This window comes from Prosthecobacter fusiformis (genome assembly GCF_004364345.1).
GTDB classification, from domain to species: domain Bacteria; phylum Verrucomicrobiota; class Verrucomicrobiia; order Verrucomicrobiales; family Verrucomicrobiaceae; genus Prosthecobacter; species Prosthecobacter fusiformis.
Genome location: NZ_SOCA01000001.1, coordinates 204,170 through 227,168 on the forward strand (window position 1 = coordinate 204,170; position 22,999 = coordinate 227,168).

11 protein-coding genes are annotated in these 22,999 nt (G+C 57.9%); 4 read left to right on the forward strand and 7 right to left on the reverse strand.

Annotation, left to right across the window (positions count from 1 at the left end; genetic code table 11):
• Positions 1-44: 44 nt before the first annotated feature.
• The 3 genes from EI77_RS00670 to sucC all read right to left on the reverse strand — a co-directional run bounded on the left by EI77_RS00670 (position 45) and on the right by sucC (position 3,193).
• The gene (locus tag EI77_RS00670; RefSeq protein ID WP_133792834.1) at positions 45-863 is read right to left on the reverse strand and encodes a GNAT family N-acetyltransferase; all 819 of its coding nucleotides are present in this window, start codon (positions 861-863) and stop codon (positions 45-47) included.
• Positions 864-893: 30 nt separating this feature from the next.
• Positions 894-1,835 carry a hypothetical protein gene (locus EI77_RS00675; protein ID WP_133792835.1) on the reverse strand — a complete coding sequence of 314 codons (942 nt, stop codon included), beginning with the start codon at positions 1,833-1,835 and terminating at the stop codon, positions 894-896.
• A 167-nt stretch (positions 1,836-2,002) separates the two neighbouring features.
• Positions 2,003-3,193: an ADP-forming succinate--CoA ligase subunit beta gene (gene sucC / locus EI77_RS00680; protein ID WP_133792836.1), complete on the reverse strand. Its 1,191-nt coding sequence runs from the start codon at positions 3,191-3,193 to the stop codon at positions 2,003-2,005.
• Between the two features lie 252 nt (positions 3,194-3,445).
• Between sucC and EI77_RS00685 the strand changes: the two genes are divergently transcribed.
• The 4 genes from EI77_RS00685 (at position 3,446) to hrpA (ending at position 13,449) form a co-directional block, all read left to right on the forward strand.
• Positions 3,446-4,678: a sialidase family protein gene (locus EI77_RS00685; protein ID WP_166646938.1), complete on the forward strand. Its 1,233-nt coding sequence runs from the start codon at positions 3,446-3,448 to the stop codon at positions 4,676-4,678.
• A gap of 115 nt (positions 4,679-4,793) precedes the next feature.
• Complete coding sequence (locus tag EI77_RS00690; RefSeq protein ID WP_133792838.1) at positions 4,794-6,101, forward strand: glutamate--tRNA ligase; 1,308 nt, start codon at positions 4,794-4,796, stop codon at positions 6,099-6,101.
• A gap of 216 nt (positions 6,102-6,317) precedes the next feature.
• Entirely contained in the window at positions 6,318-8,918 is a 2,601-nt protein-coding gene (locus tag EI77_RS00695) for a M1 family aminopeptidase (protein WP_166646939.1), read from the forward strand.
• A gap of 730 nt (positions 8,919-9,648) precedes the next feature.
• Positions 9,649-13,449: an ATP-dependent RNA helicase HrpA gene (hrpA, locus tag EI77_RS00700; protein ID WP_133792840.1), complete on the forward strand. Its 3,801-nt coding sequence runs from the start codon at positions 9,649-9,651 to the stop codon at positions 13,447-13,449.
• Between the two features lie 146 nt (positions 13,450-13,595).
• Here hrpA and EI77_RS00705 read toward each other — a convergent pair whose 3' ends face one another.
• The 4 genes from EI77_RS00705 to EI77_RS00720 form a co-directional block, all read right to left on the reverse strand.
• Positions 13,596-15,050, reverse strand: coding sequence for a DUF1501 domain-containing protein (locus EI77_RS00705; protein ID WP_133792841.1), 1,455 nt, complete (start codon positions 15,048-15,050; stop codon positions 13,596-13,598).
• A gap of 44 nt (positions 15,051-15,094) precedes the next feature.
• Entirely contained in the window at positions 15,095-17,758 is a 2,664-nt protein-coding gene (locus tag EI77_RS00710; protein ID WP_133792842.1) for a PSD1 and planctomycete cytochrome C domain-containing protein, read from the reverse strand.
• 79 nt (positions 17,759-17,837) lie between these two features.
• Positions 17,838-19,814: an ATP-binding response regulator gene (locus EI77_RS00715; RefSeq protein WP_133792843.1), complete on the reverse strand. Its 1,977-nt coding sequence runs from the start codon at positions 19,812-19,814 to the stop codon at positions 17,838-17,840.
• Between the two features lie 21 nt (positions 19,815-19,835).
• On the reverse strand, positions 19,836-22,883 hold the full coding sequence (locus EI77_RS00720; protein ID WP_133792844.1) for a PAS domain S-box protein: 3,048 nt from the start codon (positions 22,881-22,883) through the stop codon (positions 19,836-19,838).
• Positions 22,884-22,999: the final 116 nt, after the last annotated feature.

Consider the following 22,999-nt stretch of genomic DNA (forward strand, 5'->3'; position numbering starts at 1 on the left):
GCAATCAGTCAGAAATAACTCATAAATGAGGAACGGATTGCCACTCAGATCTGCGTGTGAAGAAAATGATTCATGCCTATCCCACCGTTCACCTCATCCCAGTCATGCAGGCTCGACTCGCCAGACGCCCCCCTACACCGCCGAGCATTCAGTAAATCCTGGTGGGCCGGAAGCAGTTCATTCGCTTTCAAATCCCCACCCACCTTCCAGACATACCGCATCTCATTGAAGCAAACTCCAGATCCTTCCTCCTGCTTCAGACAGCCATCCGGGCGAAACCCGATCGCCTCATAAAACTGCCGAGCCGCCAGATTTTCCACCAGCACCCACAGGCTGATCCCTCCATATCCCCGCTCCACCGCAAACGTCAGCGCCACCCCCATCAACTCCCGCCCCAGGCCACGTCGCCGCTGCTCGGGATCCAGATAAATGGAAGTCACCTCTACCACTCCCTGACCATCTTCATCGCGTGACGGCGTCACATGACAAAACCCCGCCACCTCCGCATCCATCATCCTCACCCACAAAGCAGACTCCGCCCTACCACAAGCACCACGCCAAACGTTTTCTCGCTCCTCTACGTTCAACTGATCCAGGAACTCATCCGGCAAAATCCCCCGGTAAGCCGACCTCCACGCAGCCACCTGGATCTCCGCAATCCTCCTGGCATCCTCAGGTGTGGCGTGACGAATCATGGAAGCTACGGGACGAGAAGGTGGGGAAGAAGTAAAGAGGGATGTGCGGTTCCTGACATTCCCGTATTCGCGGAACCCGCCAGCTACAACAAAAACGATGTAGCAGCCCAGCCCTGCTTGCGGAGGGAAGCAGGAAAGGCCGTTGCCACCCAAGGTTGGCAAAGCCATCAAGCTTCTGGTTCGATAAGAATCACGGAGTCAGTCAGTATCAGATGCCAAGATGATCGTAAGCTGACGCATGGATGCTGAAAAAATGATCCACGTATGGTCCCAGGCAACATCATAAAAGCGATCACACCACGGCTTGTTGCAGACATGCAGCTCAATATCTTTGTAAGTACTGCCAAAATCAGCAAATACGCCATCGGCAAGTCTTAGCGCTTCTGCAATGGCCTCGCTACTGGAGTCATAATGACTGTAAGCTCCTCCATAGCAGAGGATCTGCTGAAAAAATCCTGTAAGCAGAAATGGAGAGTGGTGAATCCAGTTCTCCACCAAAGCCAGGCAATCAACATCAACATCCCCGTAGCGAAAGTCATGCGCGACTTGCGGATGTCTCAAGATTTCCAAAAATTGGTTCGGCCACCACGGATGGCGCTTGCCCATGATGGCATCCTGCACTGAACCTTGTTCTATTTCATACCATTTTGCCTCAACAAAACCGTTGAGGTATTTTCCCTTCAATGCATCACAATAGTCCGACAGCCCAGCAGGTACCGGGACTTCAACGAGCCTGAGATTCTCCCAGCGAATGAATGGTGGCTGGCAGGGTTGAAAAACACGCTCGAAGCCATCCGTGTTAAACAGCCGTGCGACGATCGAGGCAAGACCCGATATGCTTGGATTGTTGCACCTGATGCCGCCTTTGGAAATCAAAAACCTGTCATTTGACCACCTGTTGCTCGTGATCGCCCGAGCCATCGGATCAAAATCGGCGGAATGACGGTCGGCGAGACCTGGAGAGGGGATATAGTGAGACGAAAAAGCTGTTTGTTTCTCCGGGAAGTAAACCACAATCGGTCCTTGAGCAGGACTCCTCCAGTGTGTCTCATAGAGGTAATGGATCTCATAATCATCGCATTTCTCGATGCCGATGTTTTGGGCAATTACGTGCTCAGAAATCAGAGGTGAGACATCCATAGATGGCCACAGGCTAAAAGTCCGTCTTCAATCATGCAAGCAAATGAGGCACCAGTGCAAAGGGCTGATGGAATCCGGGATGCATCACTCGGAGAGTGATGCATACTGTAAAAAAGCTCCGAGGTCACCCCCGGAGCTTCAAATTGGATCAGTGGAAAAAACCGCAGTTACGCAGCCTTGCCCACCGCCGCCACGATTTTCTGCGCAGCATCGGTCAAGCCGTCGGCGCTGGTGATGGCCAGGCCGCTGCCGGCCAGGGTGGCCTTGCCTGCTTCCACGTTGTTGCCTTCCAGACGCACAACCAGAGGAATGTTCAGGGACACTTCCTGCGCTGCGGCGATGATGCCGTTGGCAATGATGTCGCAGTCCATGATGCCGCCAAAGATGTTCACCAGGATGCCCTTCACATTCGGGTCGCCCAGGATGATTTTGAAAGCGGCTGTCACCTGCTCCTTCGTCGCGCCACCGCCCACGTCCAGGAAGTTGGCAGGCTCACCACCGTGCAGCTTGATGATGTCCATCGTGCTCATGGCAAGACCGGCACCGTTGACGAGGCAGGCAATGTTGCCATCCAGGCCGATGTAGCTCAGGCCAAATTCGCTGGCGGCCACTTCGCGGGGATCTTCTTCAGTCGTGTCGCGCATGGCGACGACGTCCTTCTGACGATAAAGAGCGTTGTCGTCAAAGTTAAACTTGGCATCCAGGGCAACCACCTGGCCGTCTGTGGTGATCGCCAGCGGGTTCACTTCCACCAGGGAGCAATCGCTCTTGATGTAAAGGTTCCAGAGGGCCGTCACCAGCTTCACGGTCTGGTTTGCTTGCGGACCTTTCAGGCCCAGGGAGGCGGCAATCTTGCGTGCCTGATAGCTCTGCAGACCCAGCGTCGGGTGCACGAATTCCTTGACGATCTTCTCAGGGGTCTTCTCGGCCACTTCTTCGATGTTCATGCCGCCTTCGGTGCTGGCGATGAGGGCGTGGCTGCTGCTCTGGCGGTCGAAAAGGATGGCAAAATAATGCTCCTTGGAGATGTCCACCGCCTTGGCGATGAGGACCTTGCTCACCAGCTTGCCTTCAGGTCCGGTCTGGTGTGTCACCAGGGTCTGGCCCAGCATCTTACCCGCGATGTCCTGCGCCTCAGCCGCTGTGTTGATCACGTGCACGCCGCCTTTGAAGCCGTTTTTGAAAGTGCCCTTGCCGCGTCCGCCCGCATGCACCTGGGCCTTCACCACCAGACCTGCTCCGCCCAGTTCTTCAGCGATCTTACCTGCCTCTTCAGCAGTGGAGGCGACTTTGCCGGGAGGTGTGGCGACACCAAATTTATCAAACAGTTCTTTGGCCTGGTATTCGTGGATGTTCATGGAGCGGAAGTGGGGGAAATAGCTGCGCGACCCGGAGGGCTGGGACGGGCGAGCATAGGAGGCAGAGCCGGGCGGTCAAAAGAAAATGACGGAATGACGCCCCCCAATGCGGGATTTGCCCTCCCATGGCCCCTCCAGAGCCGCTTTTATCACCAGCGTCGCCTCTGCCTATCCATATTTGCACCTCTTACCCGCCTTCTGGTCAACCCTCCTGACCAGACAACCCCCAGCCCGTTTGCCGTTATCCTATCCATGTCACTCCTCTTGCGCACTGCCTTGGCCCTGCTCACCACCTCCTTGGCACTCACCGCCGCCGAGCCCCTTTTTGAAACCGTCTGCCTTTTTCCCATCACTCCGGACAACAAGCCGAATTACCGCATCCCCGGCATCCTCCTCGCTCCCAACAACGACCTCCTTGTCATCGCCGAGCGCCGCAACGACGGCCCAGGGGACATCGGCAACCATGACATCGTCATGAAACGCAGCAGCGACCAGGGCAAGACCTGGAGCGACGAACAGATGATCTTCGACGACGAAAAACGCGTGTGCACAGACCTGACCCTGGGCCGCGACCAGTCCGGCAAGCTCTGGATCTTTTTCCTTCGGGACAAAAAGCGCTTCGTTTACCTCAGCAGCACAGACAGTGGAGTCACTTGGCAGGGCCCAGTGGACATTCATGAGCAAGTCACCAAGCCGGAATGGGATAAACTAAAAGGCAAGCCCTCCACCGAGGAGGTGAAAAACCCCAAAGGCCGCATGGCCATGTGGGAAAAGGACTGGGACCAGCGCTACGGATGCGGTCCGGGCAAGGCCATGGTACAGATGAAATCCGGCCGCATCGTTGTCCCCGCCCGTCATCGGGAGGATGCAGGCAAAGGCAGATTCCGCAGCTATGCCCACAGCTTTTACAGCGATGACCAGGGCGCAACGTGGAAGCTCGGCGGCAACGTCGGCATCTACACCAGTGAGTGCCAGCTCGTGGAACTGGCCGATGGCCGCCTACGCGTCATCTCCCGCGACGAAAGCCCCCTGGATTCCCCGGACAATATCCGCCACCTCACCGCCATCAGTGAGGATGGCGGCGAGACTTGGGGCCAGTTCGGCCGCCTGGAGGAGCTCATCTCCCCCCGCTGCCATGGCAGCACGGAGCGCCTCACCCTAGCCGGTATCCATGACAAAAACCGCCTCCTGTTTTCCAGCCCCGCCTCGCCCATCCGCCAGACGGAGCATCCCTACGGCCGCTACAACTTGACCGTACGCCTCAGCTATGATGAAGGTACCACCTGGTCCACCGGCCGCACCATCTGGCCCCATCCCGGCTCTTATTCGGACATGGTCGTGATGGATGACCACAGCATCGGCTACATCTATGAACGTGCCGAAAAAGGCAGCACCCATTACTGGGATGAACTCCACTTCGCCCGCTTCAATCTGGAATGGCTCACCTTCGGCCGGGATACCATCAAGGCAGCCAAGGCGGAATAAGAAGTCGCCCAGAAGAGGCAGCCCGGGAAAACGGATACTTTTCAAACCACCGATATTGCTTTACCCGGTATCCCTGGGGTTTGACGACCACCCTTAACCCCTGCCTCTTTCCACCATGATCCGCGTCCGTTTTGCCCCCTCCCCCACTGGCGACCTCCATGTCGGCGGTGCCCGCACAGCTCTTTTTAACTGGCTCTTCGCCCGTAAAAACGGCGGCACCTTCATCCTCCGCATTGAGGATACCGATGGCGCACGCAATACAGAAGAAGCCTCCGCAGGTATCCTCAAGGGCCTCAAATGGCTCGGTCTTGATTGGGATGAAGGCCCAGAAAAAGGTGGCGATTACGGCCCCTATTATCAAAGCCAGCGCAAGGACATCTACGATGCCTATCTGGCTAAGCTGGAGGCCATGGGCCGCACTTACGTGGAGGAAAACGGCGCCGTTCGTTTCAAATTCAGCCGCACCTCCATCACCGTTCATGACATGGTCTGTGGTGACGTCACCTTCGCCCCTACTGAGGAGCCAGACATGACCCTCCGCCGCCCGGATGGCAGCTACATCTTCCATTTCGTCAATGTCGTGGACGACATCGAAATGAAGATGACCCACGTCTTTCGTGGCGAGGACCACCTGTCCAATACCTGGAAGCACATTGATCTCTTCAATGCCTTCGGTGCCACCCCGCCCACTTACGCCCATATCCCCCTCATCCTGAACAGCGACAGTTCCAAGATGAGCAAACGCGATGCCGGCAGCGCCATTGAAAAAAGCTACATGAACGGCGGCTTCCTCCCGGACGCCGTCTTCAATTACCTCTGCCTCCTCGGCTGGACCCCTCGCACCGAGGGGGAAGTGCTGGATCGCGCCACCCTCACCTCCCTCTTTGAGCCAGGTGAAATCCACAGCTCCAATGCCCGGTTCGACATGCAGAAATGCAGTTGGTTCAATGCGCAATACCTGCGCGCCATGAGTCCCGTGGATCTTTTCGCCGCCTCCCGTCCCTTCCTGGATCAGGCCGGTCTCGTCATCCTGGATGAGCCTACCGCCGCCGCCGCCATCCACAGCATTCGGGAAAAAGTCAGCCTCCTCACCGAGATCCCTGACTGGATCCATTACTTCTTCCGGGAAGACTACCCTTACGAAGACGACGTCCTCACCAAGCTCAAGGCCAAGCCTGAAAATCCCGCCCTGCTCCAGGCAGCCATGGCCGCCTTTGCCGCCTTCCCAGACTGGACCGAAGCGGCCGTACACACCGCCATCGAAGAAGCCGCCAAAAGCGCTGGCGTCAAAACCGGAGCCCTCATGCCCCTCCTCCGCTTCGCCCTCAGCGGCCAGTCACGCGGCCCCGGCGTCAGCACCATTGCCTTCCTGCTTGGAAAAGAGACCACCATCGCCCGCATCCAGCGGACACTGGCGCTCTGATGGATCTTGCCTCACCGCACTTGTAAGAAGCATCTCCGAAGGCCTACCAACTTCCCCCTCGCCCCGCTTACGGGGTTGCGAAGCCGCGCAGCGAAAGGGCCAGGGATGAGGGGCCGCCTCGATTTGGATATGCTCACCACATCCTCCAAACGCGACCTCAAGTCCCCACGCTTTACTCTTGCCTCACTCCCCCCGTCTCCTTCATGGTGGCAGGTTATGCGGTGGCACCTTCTTCTCTCGCTTCTCATCTCATCCACGGCGCTCGCGGATTCCCTCCACACCTGCGAGCATTGCGCCAAGCACCTCCTGCCTGCCATCACCCAGATCACTCCGGGGCGCAAGTATGCCCGGGACCGGCGGGTGGACATTGAGCACCTAAAGCTGGACGTCACCCCGGATTTCGTCAGGCGCACGGTCGCTGGCACCATGACGATGACCTTCAGCCCCATCGGCCTGCCTTTGGATAAGCTGGAACTGGATGCCGTGGACCTCGCCATTGCCGATGTCCAGGTCACCGGAGCCCAGCTCGCCGAATGGGTGCGCAGTGCGGATAAACTGGCCCTCATCTTTGCCGCCCCTATCGCGCCAGGCACCCACATCAGCATCACCATTCAGTACAGTGCGGAGCCCACTCGCGGCCTTTATTTCCGCACCCCGGAGATGGGCTATAAACCGGGTGACACCCAAGTGTGGACCCAAGGAGAGGCCGACCTTCACCGCTTCTGGTTCCCCTGTTACGATTACCCCAATGAGCGCTTCACCAGCGAGGTCATCTGCCATGCACCAAAGGGCATGGAGGTTGTATCCAATGGCCGTCTGCTTTCCACCACGGACGCGGGGGATCTCACCACCTGGCACTGGCTGCAGGACAAACCACACGTGAATTACCTCATCGCACTCGCCGCCGGTTTTTTTCATAAGATCGAAGATAAAGCAGGCACCATTCCCCTGGCCCTGCTCGTGCCGCCTTCGCACAAAGACCAGGCCGCCAATGCCTTTGCCGACACCCGCAAGATCATCGAATTTTTCGAAAAGGAAATCGGCGTCCCCTTCCCCTGGGACAAGTATTACCAGGTCTTTTGCCACGATTTCCTCGCAGGCGGCATGGAGAATACCAGTTGTACGTTCGAGGCCTCCAGCTTGCTTTTCAATTCGGACACGGAAAACCTCCGCTCCCTCTATTGGCTGGATGCTCATGAGACCGCCCACCAGTGGTTTGGAGACCTGGTCACCTGCCGTGACTGGTCACACCTTTGGTTAAACGAAGGTTTTGCCAGCTATTACACCGTCCTTTATGAGGAGGAAAAAAACGGCCACGATGCCATGCTTTATTCCCTCTGGCAGGAGGCGGAGGATGTCCTCGATGCTAAGGATACCCGCCCCACCGTCTGGCGGGACTATGGGGACCCCATGCAGCAGTTCGATACCCGCGTGTATCCCAAAGGCGCATGGATCCTCCACATGCTGCGCAGCCAGCTCGGCCCGGATTTATACCGCCTCGCCATCCGCACCTACCTGGAGCGGCATCGCAATGGCATCGTCAGCACCGATGATTTGCACAAGATCGTGGAGGAGGTCAGCGGCCTGTCCTTTGACGCCTTTTTTGACCAGTGGCTCTACCACGGCGGCTTTCCTGAACTGAAGGTGGATTACGCCTGGGATGCCGCCACCAAGCAGGCCAAAATCACCGTGAAGCAGACTCAAAAAGTCACGGATCAAGCGCGCCTGTTCCAGTTTCCCCTTCCCGTCGGTTTCACAGTGAAAGGGCAGAAAGAGCCGCTCAAATTCACCATGAAAATCACCCAGGCAGAAGAAGAATTCTACTTTGCCCTGCCTGCTCAACCCGAGCTGCTACGGGTGGACCCGGACTATACCGTCCTTGCCAAGGTGGACTTTACCCCGCCAGGTGACATGCTGGATAAACAGCTGGCCAGTGATGTCATCGGCCGTCTCCTCGCCGCCACACATCTTGGCACCCGCAAAGACCAGGCCAGTGTGGACAAACTGGCGGCCTTGTTAAAGGAAGATCCCATGGAAGCGATCCGCACTCAGGCTGCCCGCTCGCTTGCTAAAATCGCCAACCCCGCCGCTCGCGCAGCCCTCATCGCCAGCCTGCCCGGCCAGCCCAATGCCCGCTGCCGCCTCGCTGTCGTCGAAGCACTCTCCAGCATACCTCATCCTGACGCACAGCAGGCCCTAATGAAACACGCCGAGACCGAAAAAAATCCAGGCATCCTCACCGCCATCATCCGCAGCTGGGGCACCCGCCCTGGTGATGCCGCAGTAGCCACAGCCCTGGCCCGTCAGCTCACCACACCAAGCTATCAAAATGCCATCGCCGCCGCCGCCATCAGCGCCTACCGCGCCCAGGATGAACCCAGCGCCACACCCGCCATTTTGAAGACACTTCAGGAGGATCCCCTCGGCTTCCGCACCCGCGATTATGCCAATGCCCTGGACACCCTCGCCTTTCTCAGCCGCAAAGAGGAGAACCGGGATGAAATCCGTAGTTTCCTGATCAATCACCTCACCCATCCCAAAGAGGAACTGCGCACCGCCGCCGCCAAAGCTCTCGGCGTTCTGCGGGATCCCAAAGCCCTCGCCGTCCTCCAGGCAATGCTCCCCGGTGCCGGCCCTTATGCTGACCCCACCCGCGAAGCCGCCTCCAAATCCATCCAGACGCTCCAGGCCGAACAAACCGGCAGCGCCGAACTCAAAAACCTCTGGAACGAAGTCCAGCAGCTCCAAAAGAAAACCGAAGCCCTCCAAAAGCAGCTCGGCGACTCCAAGAAAAAAGCCACCCCCACCAAAAAATAACCCCAAAGTAGCCCGCTCAGTCCCCTGAGCGGACAGCCCCTCGAAGCTCATCCACCCCCACCCTACCAGCCCATCCTTCGAAGCTCCCCAGCCCCCACCTCGAAACACCTCCCAAAGTAGCCCGCTCAGTCCCCTGAGCGGACAGCCCCTCGAAGCTCCCCGTCCCTCCCCCTACCAGCCCATCCTTCGAAGCTCCCCAGCCCCCACCTCGAAACACCTCCCAAAGTAGCCCACTCAGTCCCCTGAGCGGACAGCCACCTCGAAGCCCCTTCCACCTTCCACCACTTCAACTCCGCATCCTCTGCTCCTCCTCCCCTCTGCGGCCAACCGATGACCTAAGTGGGTTATTCTCGAACGCGTCGCCTAAACAAGCACATCCTCCCAAAGTCGGTTTCCCGCCACTTGCGTCCATCCCATTTATCCCGGATATTGTCAGACAAATTTCGTCCCTTTTGTCCCGGTCCCTCAATCTCCGTACAACATCCCCACAATCCCCCCATGGGGACAGGACGGGGAGCCATGGGGAAGTAAAATCCCCACGCCAACATGTTGACCCTCAATGATCTAGATTCAAAACATCCCCGAATGGGGAAAAATTGAAAAGCATCCCCACCGGATCATGGACTCCCGTGTCCACACCTTCAATCCCCCCGGTTTTGCTTCCCTTCCTTGCCATTTAGCGCCTCGCGTGAATCCGGCACATTTTTGATTTCCTCCGTCTCTCCTCGCCTTGATCCGTTACCCTGCTGACCTCCCCATCACCGCACGCCGTGAGGACATCCTCGCCGCCATCCGTTCCAGCCAAGTCGTCATCCTCGCCGGTGAAACCGGATCCGGCAAAACCACCCAGCTCCCTAAAATGTGCCTGGAGGTCCTGTTGGAAAGTAGCCGCCTCCGCCAGGAAATGGGCCTCATCGGGTGTACCCAACCCCGCCGCGTCGCTGCCATGAGCGTCTCCAAACGCGTCGCCGAAGAGCTCGACGTCCAGTGGGGTCGCGAAGTCGGCTGCAAGATGCGTTTCGCCGATGACACCACCCGCGAGACGCGGATCAAGTTCATGACCGACGGCATCCTGCTGGCGGAGATCCAGAGCGATCCCCTCCTGCGAGCCTATTCCATCATCATCCTGGACGAAGCCCATGAGCGATCCTTAAATATCGACTTTTTGTTAGGCTATCTGAAGACACTTCTGGAAAAACGCCCAGATCTAAAGCTCGTCGTCACCTCTGCCACCATTGATACGGAGGCCTTTAGCGCCCACTTCGGCAGTGCCCCCATCATTGAGGTTTCTGGCCGCCTTTACCCCGTGGACATCCGGTACAAGCCCGTGGGCGAGAATGATGACGACCCCAGCCACCTGGATGCCGCCATCGCCGCTGTGGAGGAGGTGCTGCTTGAAACCGACACCGGAGATGTCCTCGTCTTCATGCCCACGGAGCGCGATATCCGCGATACCCGTGATGCCCTAGACGGCAGGCTTGGCAAAGGCATTGAGGTCCTGGCCCTCTTCGGCCGCATGGCCTCCCATGAGCAGCAACGTGTCTTTTCCCCAGGTTCAAAACGTCGTGTCATCATCGCCACTAACGTGGCCGAGACCTCCATCACTCTCCCCCGCATCCGCTACGTCGTGGATACCGGTTTGGCGCGCATGAGCCGCTATAATCCACGCACCCGTACCAAGCGGCTGCCGGTGGAGGCCATCAGCCAGAGCAGCGCCAACCAGCGTGCGGGCCGTGCCGGACGTGTCCAGGACGGCATCTGCATCCGCCTTTATGAGGAGGAGGATTTCAACAAACGCTCCCGCTTCACCCAGCCTGAGATCCAGCGATCCAATCTAGCCGAGGTCATTCTCCGAATGAAAGCCTTCCGGTTAGGCGAGATCGAAACCTTCCCCTTCATCAATCCGCCCGTCAGCGCCTCCATCCGTGCCGGTTATGACCTCCTGCATGAACTCGGTGCTTTAGGTGAAACCCATGAGATGACCGCCACTGGCCGCGAGCTGGCCAACCTGCCCCTGGACCCCACCCTGGGCCGCATGCTCCTCCAGGCGCGTGAAGAAGGCTGCCTGGAAGATATGCTCATCATCGCCGCCGGCCTCAGCATCCCCGATCCGCGCGAGCGCCCCGAAGAGAAGCGCGAGCAATGCCAGGCCGCCCATAAGACCTTCGCTTCCCCCGAGTCTGATTTCCTCAGCCTGCTCAAGATTTGGAACCATTCCCCGGACCCCGAAAACTCAGGCAAGAATGCGCTGCGCAAATACTGCAAATCTTACTTCCTGAGCTTCACCCGCATGACCGAGTGGCGGGATGTCTGGCATCAGTTGCGGGATACCTTCAAGGACGACCGTAAAAAAGCCTCGTCCTCTCCACCTCAGCCTGTCAAAGCGCCCTCTAATGCAGTCTCTCCCTGGGAAAAAGCGGCCGAGAAAACAGCACGGCAGGATGAAGCCAGCAGCAGTGATCACGCCATCCACCGTTGTATCCTGGCAGGGCATCTCGGCCACATCGCCACACGTCTGGAGCGCAATCAGTATAAAGCAGCAGGCAATCGCGAGGTCATGGTCTTCCCTGGCTCCAACCTCTATGAACGCCGTGAAAAGCAAGGCAAACAGGGTCAGGAAAAGACGCGCCAACCGCTCTGGATCGTTGCTGGCGAAATCGTCCAGACATCCCAGCTCTTCGCCCGCTCCATCGCCCGCATTGATCCTCAATGGGCAGCCGAGCTCGGCGCGCATCTTGTCGAACGCCGCTACAGCGAACCACACTGGAGCGCCAAAGCCGGCCGCGTTTTGGTGACCGAACGCCTCCTGCTTCATGGTCTGGAGGTCAAACGCCAGCCCATCGACTTTGGCAAAATTGATCCCGTCGCCGCCACCCAACTCTTCATTCGCGGAGCACTCCTGGAAGGCACCACCCATCTTCCCCACCGCTTCTTTCAGCATAACCAAAAGTTACGCGACCGACTTGAGGCCACGCTCACCCGCGTGCGCAGCAGCCGCGTCTATGCCATCGAAGAGCATCTCTTTGAATTCTACCGTGCCCGCCTTGAAGCCATCTCTTCCGTTCATGACTTGAACAAACTGGTCAATGCCCGCGTGCGGGATGAACCCGGTTTTCTCTGCGCCCGCGAGGAAGATCTCACGGGAGGTGACGACCTTTCCCACGACCTGGAAATGTTCCCCGATGCCGCATCCATGGGCAATTCGGTCCTTCCCATCACCTATGCTTACAAACCAGGCCAGGAAGACGACGGCGTCACCGTCCAGGTCCCTCAGCCCATGGCTGAACACCTGACCAGCGGCCAGGTATTGTGGATGGTCCCAGGACTGCGAGAGGAACAGATCACCACCCTCCTCCGCGCCCTGCCCAAGACCGTCCGCCGCGACTTCATGCCGCTCGAAGTCAAGGCCCGCGAGATCGCCAAAGACTTCGATCCTGGCCGTGGTGATTTCCATGAAGCGCTGGCCGAATTTCTTCGCCAGCGTTATCGCCTGCAAGTCAAAGCCACCGACTGGGATGCACAAACGCTGCCCGCTTACCTGCAGCCGCGAGTTGAGGTGATGGGCCAGGGAAACAAAGCTGTGATGACCAGCCGCGATGTGGACAGCATCCGCGAAACCATGCGCAAACAGGAGCAATCGCGTCCCTCCGATGCCTGGGATAAAACCGCCAAACGCTTCGAAGACTACGCCCTGTCCAGCTGGTCCTTTGGCGATATTCCTGAAACCGTCCTGGTCGAGACCATCCATGGCGTCCCCGTCCTCGGTCACCCAGGGCTCGTCTTGCGCGATGGCGAAGTGGACCTGCGCCTCTTCAAGCAGCCCGAAGAAGCCCGAAAACAAACCCCCGCCGCCGTCCGCAAGCTCGCCGAAAACCTGCTCGGTAAAGACATCGCCTGGCTGCACAAAGAGCTGCGCATTCTGGACGTCAAGGCCGCCCCTCAGAAGACCCTTAACTTCCAAAGCGGGCTCGCCGCCCTCGGATCAACTCCCGCAGCCAACGCCCCTGCTGGCAACAAAGCCGACGCCGCTTGTGATCACATCCTGGCCCATGCCCTGCGCCTTGAACCCCTGCTTCCTCTGACACAGAAACGCTTCATTGAAATGTGCGAGCGCACCCGCCGTGACCTCCCCGCATTAACCCACCGCGTACGCGACCTGCTCAAGCAGACCGAAGAGCTTCGGCAAAAGATCCTCGCCTTTCCCAAACGCTACTCCGGCCTGGAGCAGGACCTGGCACGGCTGCTGCCGCCTAACCTATTATCCGTCACTCCCCATGCCCAGCTTCAGCATCTCCCCCGCTACCTGAAAACCATCCTCCTCCGCGCCGAACGCGCCGCCAACAATCCCGCCAAGGATCTGGAAAAGGCCGCCTGCATCAACGACTTCAACGGCTGGGAACAGGAAGTCAGTGCCGCCAACCGTGAAACCTTCCGCTGGCTCTTCGAGGAGTATCGCGTCTCCATCTTCGCCCAAGAACTCGGCACCGCCCAACCCGTGAGTGTGAAACGCCTGGAGGCGCTACTGGGTTAGGTACAGTACTCATCACTCTCCGAGTGATGCGGCGAAGGAGATCGCAGCCTAACAAACCTTCACCTCACTTTAGACATCTTCTCTATCCTTCAAAGATGTCATGAGCCTCAACCTCCCATAACTCATCACTCGGAGAGTGATGACTACTATGCCAGCAGTTCACTCACCACGCGTGCCGATGGATTTTCCACCAATACCTGTTCGGTGCCATTGCGCTTGTACGTGAGCTTCTTGGGATCTAGGCCGAAGAGGTGCAGCAGGGTGGCATGGTAGTCGTAATGGTTCACCACCTTGTCCACGGCATGATGGCCAAACTCATCCGTGGCACCATGCGCATAACCAGCTTTGAAACCTCCCCCGGCCACCCACATGCTGAAGCCATAAGTATTGTGGTCGCGTCCCACCGTTACACGGTCCTTGGCACCGGCACGGTTCTGGATTACCGGCAGCCGTCCCATCTCACCGCCCCAATGTACCACGGTGGAGTCTAACAAACCACGTTGTTTCAAATCCAGCACCAGGGCTGCCGCAGGTTGGTCCACCTGAGCACAGGCCTTGGGCAATGAAGTGAGGATATTGCTGTGGTGATCCCAGGTCTGGTTACCGGTAAAGATGGAGACGAAACGCACCCCGCGTTCCACCATGCGGCGGGCGATGAGGCAGCGCTTGCCAAACTCTTCCGTAGCCGGTTTGTCCAGACCATAAAGCTTCTTCGTCGCCTCGCTTTCCTGGGAGATGTCGAGTGCTTCCTTGGCGGCAGTCTGCATGCGGGCGGCGAGTTCAAAACTCTGAATGCGTGCCTCCAGGTCGCTCTCGCCCGGACGGGCATCCGCGTGCTCGCGATTGAGACCTTGCACAAACTTCAGGTAACGCGACTGCGCTTCGCCCTTGAGGGAAAGCGGCGGGTCGAGATTGAGGATGCGAGGTTCTTTCGACCTCACGACGGTGCCCTGATAGACTGAGGGCAACCAGCCATTGCTGAAATTGTCCACCCCCAGGACCGGCAGGCCGCGCGGATCCGTCAGGGCCACATAGGCGGGCAGATCCTGGTTGTCACTGCCCAGGCCATATGTGATCCAGCTTCCTAACGTGGGCCTTCCACCGACGATCTGTCCATTAAGGAGGGCATAGATGGACTGGCCGTGATTGTTGACGCCCGTATGCATGGAGCGGATGAGGGTCATCTCATCCGCGATGCTGCCCATGTACGGAATGAGGTCGCTCATCTCGATGCCGCTCTCGCCACGTGGTTTGAATTTCCACTGCGGCCCCATCACCTCACGGCTGGCACCAGCAGCATCGTCATACTTGATTTCACCTGGGAAGTCCTTGCCATCCAGCTTGGCGAGTTCTGGCTTCGGCTCAAACATGTCAATGTGGCTTGGCCCGCCCTGCATGAACATGGAGATCATCGCCTTGGCCTGGCCAAAACCATGCGCCGGTTTCGGAGTCAGGTCAAAATGCTGCGGCGCACCCCCTGCTAAGGCAGGATTGGCCAATAGCCCCTGCTGCTGCAAAAGCGAAGCCAGTGCAATGCCACCAATGCCATAAGCCGTGCGGCCCAGCATGGCACGCCGACTGAGGGGGGATGAAGGAAGCATATCACACATGTTGTTATTCTATCGCGGTTCAGCGTTGCAGAAACTCAGTCCACATACAGAAACTCGTTGGAGCTCATGAGGCCGTGGCAGAGGGCGGTGAGGCCTAGGAGGGATGGGCTGGCGTCTTTTTTCTCTGCGGGGCCGGTGACGTGTTCGAGCTTGGTGGGGTGGGCTTTGTAATGGGCGGTCTGGGCTTGGACGAAGTCCATGGCGGTCTGGAGATCGGCCATGCTGGGGCTATGGCTAAAGCTGAGCTGCCAGGCACGTTCGATCTGTTTTTCCAGGTCGGGACCGGCTTCCTGCTGCACGCGCATAGCGAAGTCCTGGGCATGCTCACGCATGTAGCCGTTGTTCATCAGCAACAGGCTTTGAGGGCTGACGGTGGTGACGGGGCGGCTGGCGCAGTTGGCATCCGTCATCGCGGGGGCGTCAAAGGTGGCGAACATTTCCAGCGGGGTGCTGCGGCGGGCCTGGACGTAGATGCTGCGGCGGTATTCCTCGCCCATGAGGGAGGTGTATTTGCCGGTCTGGCGTCCGGCGGTGTCACGCGTGTCTATACCGATGATGATCTGGCCTTCCTCACTGAAGGTGACGGGTATAGGCGCACCGCCCAGCTTGGGATTCAACTTACTTGAAACGGCGAGCAGTGAATCTCGCAGCGTCTCGGCTTCCAGGCGCAGCACATTCATACGGCTGAGCAAACGGTTGTCCGGATCAATCAGGTCACGCTGGGCATCCCGGCGTGAGGACTGGCGGAAGGTGCTGCTGGTGAGGATGAGGCGGTGCAGTCGCTTGAGACTCCAGCCGCTGCTCATGAACTCGCTGGCCAGCCAGTCGAGCAGTTCGGGGTGGCTGGGTTTTTCGCCGAGCTGGCCGAAGTCATCCGGTGTGTTGACGAGGCCTTTGCCGAAGTGGCGTTTCCACACTTGGTTGACGATGACGCGGGCTAACAAAGGATGCTGACCATCCGTGAGTGAATTGGCAAAGGCGAGGCGGCGACCTGTGGTAGGAACGTCCAGATTCTTTTCCGGGATCTCGACCTTACGACGGCCTGCAAGAACGGTGAGATCCCCGGGATTCACCTTTTCCTTGGGCTGTTCGATATCGCCACGGTTGAAGACGAAGGTGGCAGGAATCACCTCCGGCTTGAGAGGGGGTTCGTCAAAGGCGTGGATGAATTGCTCAGCAGGTTTGGTAGCCCTAACGGAGGCGGCATCAGCCGCCATCTTCTTCAGGGTGTCGGCGTGCTTTGTCTTATAAGTCGTGTCATAGAGGTAGAGTGAGCCAGCACTGAGCTTGAGCACACGCGGGTAGTTTTTCAGCAGCGCCACTTGGTCCGGTGTGCGGGCTTTGACGTCAGTTCGGTAAGCTTTGCGTAAGCTTTCACGGTCCTTTTCTGCCGCTTTGGCCAGTTCTTTGTCTAGCACTTCACTGATGAAGACTTCTGTTTGAGCCAGGCGGGCTGCGTCCACTTTTTTGGCCTCCGCCTCCACCTTGGCGGCGGCGGTGCGTTCTGCATCGGTTTGCAAAGAGACCAGACGGGCATTCGGCACCTTCCACTTCGGTGCATTGAACCCTGGCTCAAAGACGGCACGCAGGCGATAGTAGTCCGCCTGGGTGATGGGGTCATAACGATGGTCATGGCACTGGGCGCAGCCGATGGTCATGCCATAGAAAGCGGTGCTGACGATCTTGAGAGTATCCGCGATGGTGGCGTTCTGGGCCACCTTGTCATTCATCGCGCCCGTGCCATCGGCGGCCATGCGCAGGAAACCGGTCGCGGTGATTTTTTCGATGGCGTCGGCACTCAGGTTTTTATGGGGCTGAGGCACCATTTCATCACCGGCGAGCTGCTCGCGCACAAACTGGTCGAAGGGTTTGTCCTTATTAAGTGACTGGATGACGTAATCCCGGTATTTATAGGCCCATTTGCGCTCCAGATCCTTGTCGGTATAACCATCACTGTCGGCGTATCCGGCGATGTCCAGCCAGTGACGACCCCAGCGTTCCCCATAAGCGGGGCTGGACAGCAGCCTTTCAATGGCGGCTTCGTAGGCCTGGCGGTATTCCACTGGCCCCTGGCTGGCGGCAGCCGCAAAAGCCGCTGCATCCTCCGGCGTTGGAGGAAGACCGGTGAGATCAAAGGTGAGGCGGCGCAGCAGGGTAATGGGACCCGCCTCCGGTGAAAACGAAAGTTTGTTAGACTCAAGTTTTGCAGAGACAAAGGAATCAATGGCATTGGTGATGCGGGCGGTCTCCCTGGCTGCGGGTAGGGCCGGTTTTTTGATGGGCTGGAAGGCCCACCATGCGCGTTCTTCATCGGTAAAGGCATGCTCAGGCCCCAGCTTCTCCGGCTCTGGCCGTGCGGTTTTGGCGCCTTGGGCTATCCACTGCTCAATGAGGGTAATCTCCTTGTCTTTGAGCTTCGCCTTACCTTTTGGCATCTCGCCTTCCCGGACCATTTTCAAAAGGTGACTTTCCGCTGCTTTTCCTGGAACGATGGCTGGGCCTTCATCCCCACCTTTGAGGATGAAACGGGCCAAGCGTACATCCAGCCCGCCTTTTGTCTCCCCTTCTTCCCCATGGCAATGAAAACACTGGGCCTTCAGGATGGGACGGATGTGTTTCTCAAAGGTCACAGGCTCAGCCGCGCCATGGGCCAGAGGAGCCAGGGCGGTCAGAAGAAGGACAGAGCGGAGAGTGTGCATGAAGGAAGGGCTGGGAAAATACGCCTTTCCCACCAGATTCTTTGCCTGCGCGGGCCCTTCGTCACAATTGAATGCGTTTCTAACCTAAAAGTGCCATTAGCTTTTCCTTGATGGTATCCACCGTGAAGGGTTTTTGGATGAAGGAAGTGGGGCCGCCATCATTCATGAGGTCCGTGGCCTGGTGGGAGGAATAACCGCTCATGATGATGATGGGCAGATGGGGCATACGCTCCCGGACGATCTTATAAACCTCCCGTCCGTCCAGGTTGGGCATGGTGAGGTCCAGCAGCACGACCTTGTAGTTAAAGGACTGGCGAAGGATCTTTTCCAGACCGCGCATGCCGTCTTCCGCTGTATCCACCTGGAATCCCAAATGGCTGAGCACAGCCTGACCGGCCATGCGGATGGTGGCCTCATCATCGACAATGAGCGCATACCCGGTGCCCAGCCAGGAGGTGGAATGAAACTGCTCTGCCTCGGCCAATTTCTCCACTTCTGCACAGGCGGGCATGTAGATGCGGAAGGTGGTGCCCGCACCAGAGATGCTATTCACGGAAAGTCCGCCGCCGTGACTGCGAACGATGCCGAGCACGGCAGCGAGGCCCAGACCACGACCGGTAAACTTGGTGGTGAAGAAGGGATCAAAAATGCGCGCCATGACCTCGGGAGGCATGCCTTCCCCGGTGTCCTTAACCTCGATCATGAGGTAATCCCCTTCCAACAGGGTATTGCCAGCGCGGCACTGCTCCAGGTAGGCCTGGTCCACATGCATGTAGCGGGTCTTCAGCTTGATTTTACCAGGCAGGTCCTGGAGGGATTCGGAGGCATTGATGACCAGGTTCATGATCACCTGCTGGAGCTGGCTGCGGTCCCCTTTAACTTTGGGCATGTTGTCCCCGAGATCCAATGAGAGGGCCGTTTTTTTACTAATGGCGGTGGTCAGCAATTGAGCCGTATCCCGGGTGAGTTCATTGATGCAGATATCCTCCATGCTCACAGGTCCCTGCCCTGCGTAGGCCAGCATCTGGTTGCAAAGCTGGGCGGCACGCTCAGCCGCAGCCTGGATGTCCGTGAGGCTCCTGAGAACCGGCGACTCCTGTGGCACAAAGGACTTGGCCAGTGAGGCATTCATGGTCACCACGGTGAGGAGGTTATTAAAGTCATGGGCGATGCCAGCGGCCAGCACGCCCAGGCTTTCCAGACGCTGGGTCTCCTGCATTTTGGTCTCCAGGCGGCGGCGCTCTTCCTGCAATTTTTTGCTGTTGGTGCAATCCCGAAAAACCACGACACAACCGGTAATCCGGCCATCATCATCCCGGATGGGGGAGATGCTGTCATCCAGGGGCACTTCGTGGCCGTCCTTGGTTCTCAGCCGCTTGCTTTCCCCCATGTGGATGGTCACGCCGGCCTTCATCGCCTCCGCATAAAAAGCCGGGGTCTCATTGGTGCCATCCTCCCCATAAATGGCCAGCACCTCCTCCAGCGGACGGCCGATGGCCTCATAGCAGGACCATCCCGTGACGGATTCCGCCAGCGGATTGATAAGGGTGATGATCCCTTTGTCGTCCGTGGCGATGACGCCATCTCCGATGCTGCGCAGGGTGGTGGCCAGCCAGCGCTCCACTTTCCTGAGCCGGGTTTCCGCACGGTGGCGGTACAGAGCCATCTCGATGGTGGCACGCAGTTCCCGCTCATCAAAGGGCTTCAGCACATAGCCAAAAGGCTCGGTCTGGCCAGCGCGACGCAGGGTCACTTCATCAGCATGGGCAGTGATGAAGATGACCGGAATATTGGAGGCCTTGCGCAGATTTGCGGCCACATCCACGCCGTCGATGCCGTCGCGCAGATGAATGTCCATCACCACCAGGTCCACGTTTTCACGGAGGATTCCTTCCAGTGCTTCGACGCCGTTATCGGCCATGCCCGCGACCTCATAGCCCATTTTGATGAGCCGCTCTTCCAGATCCATGGCGACCAGACTTTCATCCTCGACAATAAACACCTTGAGGGAGGTGCGGGAACTGGCGGATGAATCTCCTTCTTGGATGGGCATCATGTTTTCTATTTTTTCAGGCCGTTAAACATTAAAATTAATCTCAACACAACATCCAGCCGTCTGCTGTGGAAAGAAAATCTGGGCACGCATTTGATAGCTCAAAGAGCGGACTAGACGAAGCCCCAGGGTCCTTGCACTGATGGGATCATCATTCACCGGTATGCCATGACCATCATCGGATATCCGCAGGATCATATGCTTATCCTCACTTTTTTGTAAAAGAATAGTAATTCTGCCCTCTTCACGATCTTTGAAGGCATGCTTAAACGCATTGGTAATGAGCTCTGTAGCGATGAGTCCCAGCGGAATGGCCTTATCCAGGTCCAGTTCCACATCGTCACACTGCACATCCATGAGGATGTGACTCATGCGTGCCGCCTGGCCCCGGGCCATGAGGGAAGCGAGCTCACGGAGATGATCGCCAAAATTGATGGTGGACAGATTTCCTGACCTGTAAAGGCGGTCATGGACCATAGCCATGGCATGAATACGGGCCTGGCAATCCTGAAAGATGGCCACGTCCGCAGGATCATGGAGGGCGCTCGTTTGCAATTGCAGAAGGCTGGAGATGATCTGCATGTTGTTCTTCACCCGGTGATGGATTTCACGAAGAAGGACTTCCTTTTCCTCCAGCGAGGCGCGGATGTTTTCAGCGGCCTGCTTACGCTCGGTAATGACTTCCGTAAACATGACCACGCCGCCGATCTCCCCGTCCACCTCCATCCATGGGCGGACCTCCCAGCGCAGCCATTCTTCCTGACCGTCCGCCCGGATGAAGCGATCCTCATCCTTGCTGACCACGGCGCCCGCTAACGCCTGCCGGTGAATTTCCTTCCAGTCTTCCCCGATCTCCGGGAAGACCTCATAATGACTGCGGCCTAGGAGGGGTTGCGACTGCAAGTGATAATCCTCCCGCCAGCGGCGGCTGGCTGCGACATAACACATATCGTGATCAAACATGGCCACGGCCGCAGGGGTATGCTCGATGAGCATGCGAAGCTGCTTCTGCTGGTAATTGAGCACGCGCTCTGCCTCATGCCGCTGGGTGATGTCTTCCACCTGGGAGATGAAATAGGCAGGGCTGCCATCGGCCTCCTTCACCAGAGAAGCCGTGAGGACGATCCAGACGACGCTGCCATCTTTGCGGATGTAGCGTTTTTCCATCTGGTAATGGGTGATCTCACCCCGGATGAGCCGGTTGACGTTTTCCATATCCGCCTCCAGGTCATCTGGGTGGGTGATGTCCTGAAAGGTGCGGCCCAGCAGCTCCTCCTCGGTATAACCAACAATCTCACAAAGAGCCCGGTTCATGGTCATCCAGGTGCCATCCGGCTCTAGCAGGGCAAAACCGATGGCGGAATATTCAAAGGCATGGCGGAAGCGTTCCTCACTTTCCAGGAGGCCTGCCTCGGACATGACCTGCTTGGTGATATCTGCATTGGTACCTAGCATGCGCAGAGGAGTGCCGTCCGGGGCGCGCTGCAAGATGGCGTTTGTCTGGATGTAATGGACGCTTTCGTCCGGCCAGATGATGCGGAAAACAATGTTGAAATCCCGCTTTCCCTCCAGGGTTTCCTGTAGGGCCTGTAGAGTACCCGCCCTGTCATCGGGGTGGAGACGACTTTCCCAGATTTCATAACCCTGCCAAGGCTCAATGGCGCTGGTCTGATAAATCTGATGCATCAGGTCATCCCAGACAAGGTGATTGGTGACGATGTTCCAATCCCAGATGCCGATGCCGGCTGCCTGGGTGGCCAAAAGCAGGCGCTGGGAGCTTCCCTCCAGCTTTTCAGTCGTCATCCGGTGCTCTGAGATGTCCCGAGCCTCGGGGACCAAATAGGCCACACGTCCCTCTTCATTGAGCACAGGACTCAGGGAAAAATCCACGGGGCGGCAGGTGCCGTCCGCAGCCAGATAATCCGTTTGAAAACGCACTGCCTCCCCTGCTGCTGCGCGGGTGATGCCGTCCTTCAGGCGCTCCTGTGCCGCCTCGGAATGACGCCACCAGGAACACTGCCAAAAGGGGCGGCCCACCTCCTGAGCGGCCACGGTGCCAGCGGCATCCAGGGAGGATTGATTCGTCTCCAGCAGCACCCCTTCAGGAGAGGTAAGCCCGATGAACTGAAAGGTGCTGTTAAAGATGCCTCTGAAGCGGCGCTCCCGCTCCGCCAGGTTTTTAGCGATGCGTTTATCCGACCTGGCCTTTTGCCGTTCAAACCTGACGACCGACTGCGCGTGAATCAGGATGACGAATACCATGATCACAGCGATGAGGGTGCTATAAACAGCGGCGCCAAATTCCGTGCTGAAGCCCCAATGATGCTGGGCCCAAATACGCAGCAGGCCAAAAAAAGACGTTAAGAAAAGGGCCAGGGGAAGCAGCTGCCTGACCAGCTTTCCGGCATGGTTCTGAGCCATCAAGATCCTGACCAGCCCCTCACGGGGTCTCAACATGACCAGCCCGGCACAAAGCGTGAGCGTTCCCACGACTGAGGGTAGAGAAATCTGGCCAAAGATCCGGTTAGGCTCGGTCGGTCTGTCACCATAGACAAGGCTCAGCAAGGCCAGCCATGCCAAGGTAAATGCCAGCGCCAGGCACGCGCTGAAAATTTTCAGCAGGAGAGAACTGCGGGCCGAGAGTAAAACCAAACCAAAGAGAAGGAAACATAATCCTGTGCCACGAGTGGGAACAAGCCCCCAAAAACCTGCCTCAGCAGGCATCCGAAAGGTGGCATTTACCTGAGCCAGTAAAATGCCGCCCCCGAGCACTAGGACTCCAAATGCCAGAATGCCGGCAACAAGGCCCAGGCCCCTACGCCAAGGGCGATAGGCCCGCCAACGACTGGCTGCCGAAAAGAGCATCGCAAAGCCTGTCAGCAACATCCCCAGGGCGGTCATGGCCTTTGTCGTCGTCTGGCCTGCCCCCCAGTCTAAGAGAATGGGCCAGTCAAAAGCCCACCCCGCCAAAACAGAGAGACTGAGGCAAGTAATCAGCGCAAAGCATGCCAAGACGAAGCAGCGGGCAAGCCAGAGCGTGCGCACAAAAGGCCGGTGGGCTGGAAGTCTCATTTTTATAATTATTAGAACTTTGCCTGCGTTTAGCTGAACAAACAACCTCCAGGGCAGTCCCCCATGACAAAAAATCGCAGTCGTTTTTCCTCACATTTACGAACCTTTGGGCGTTT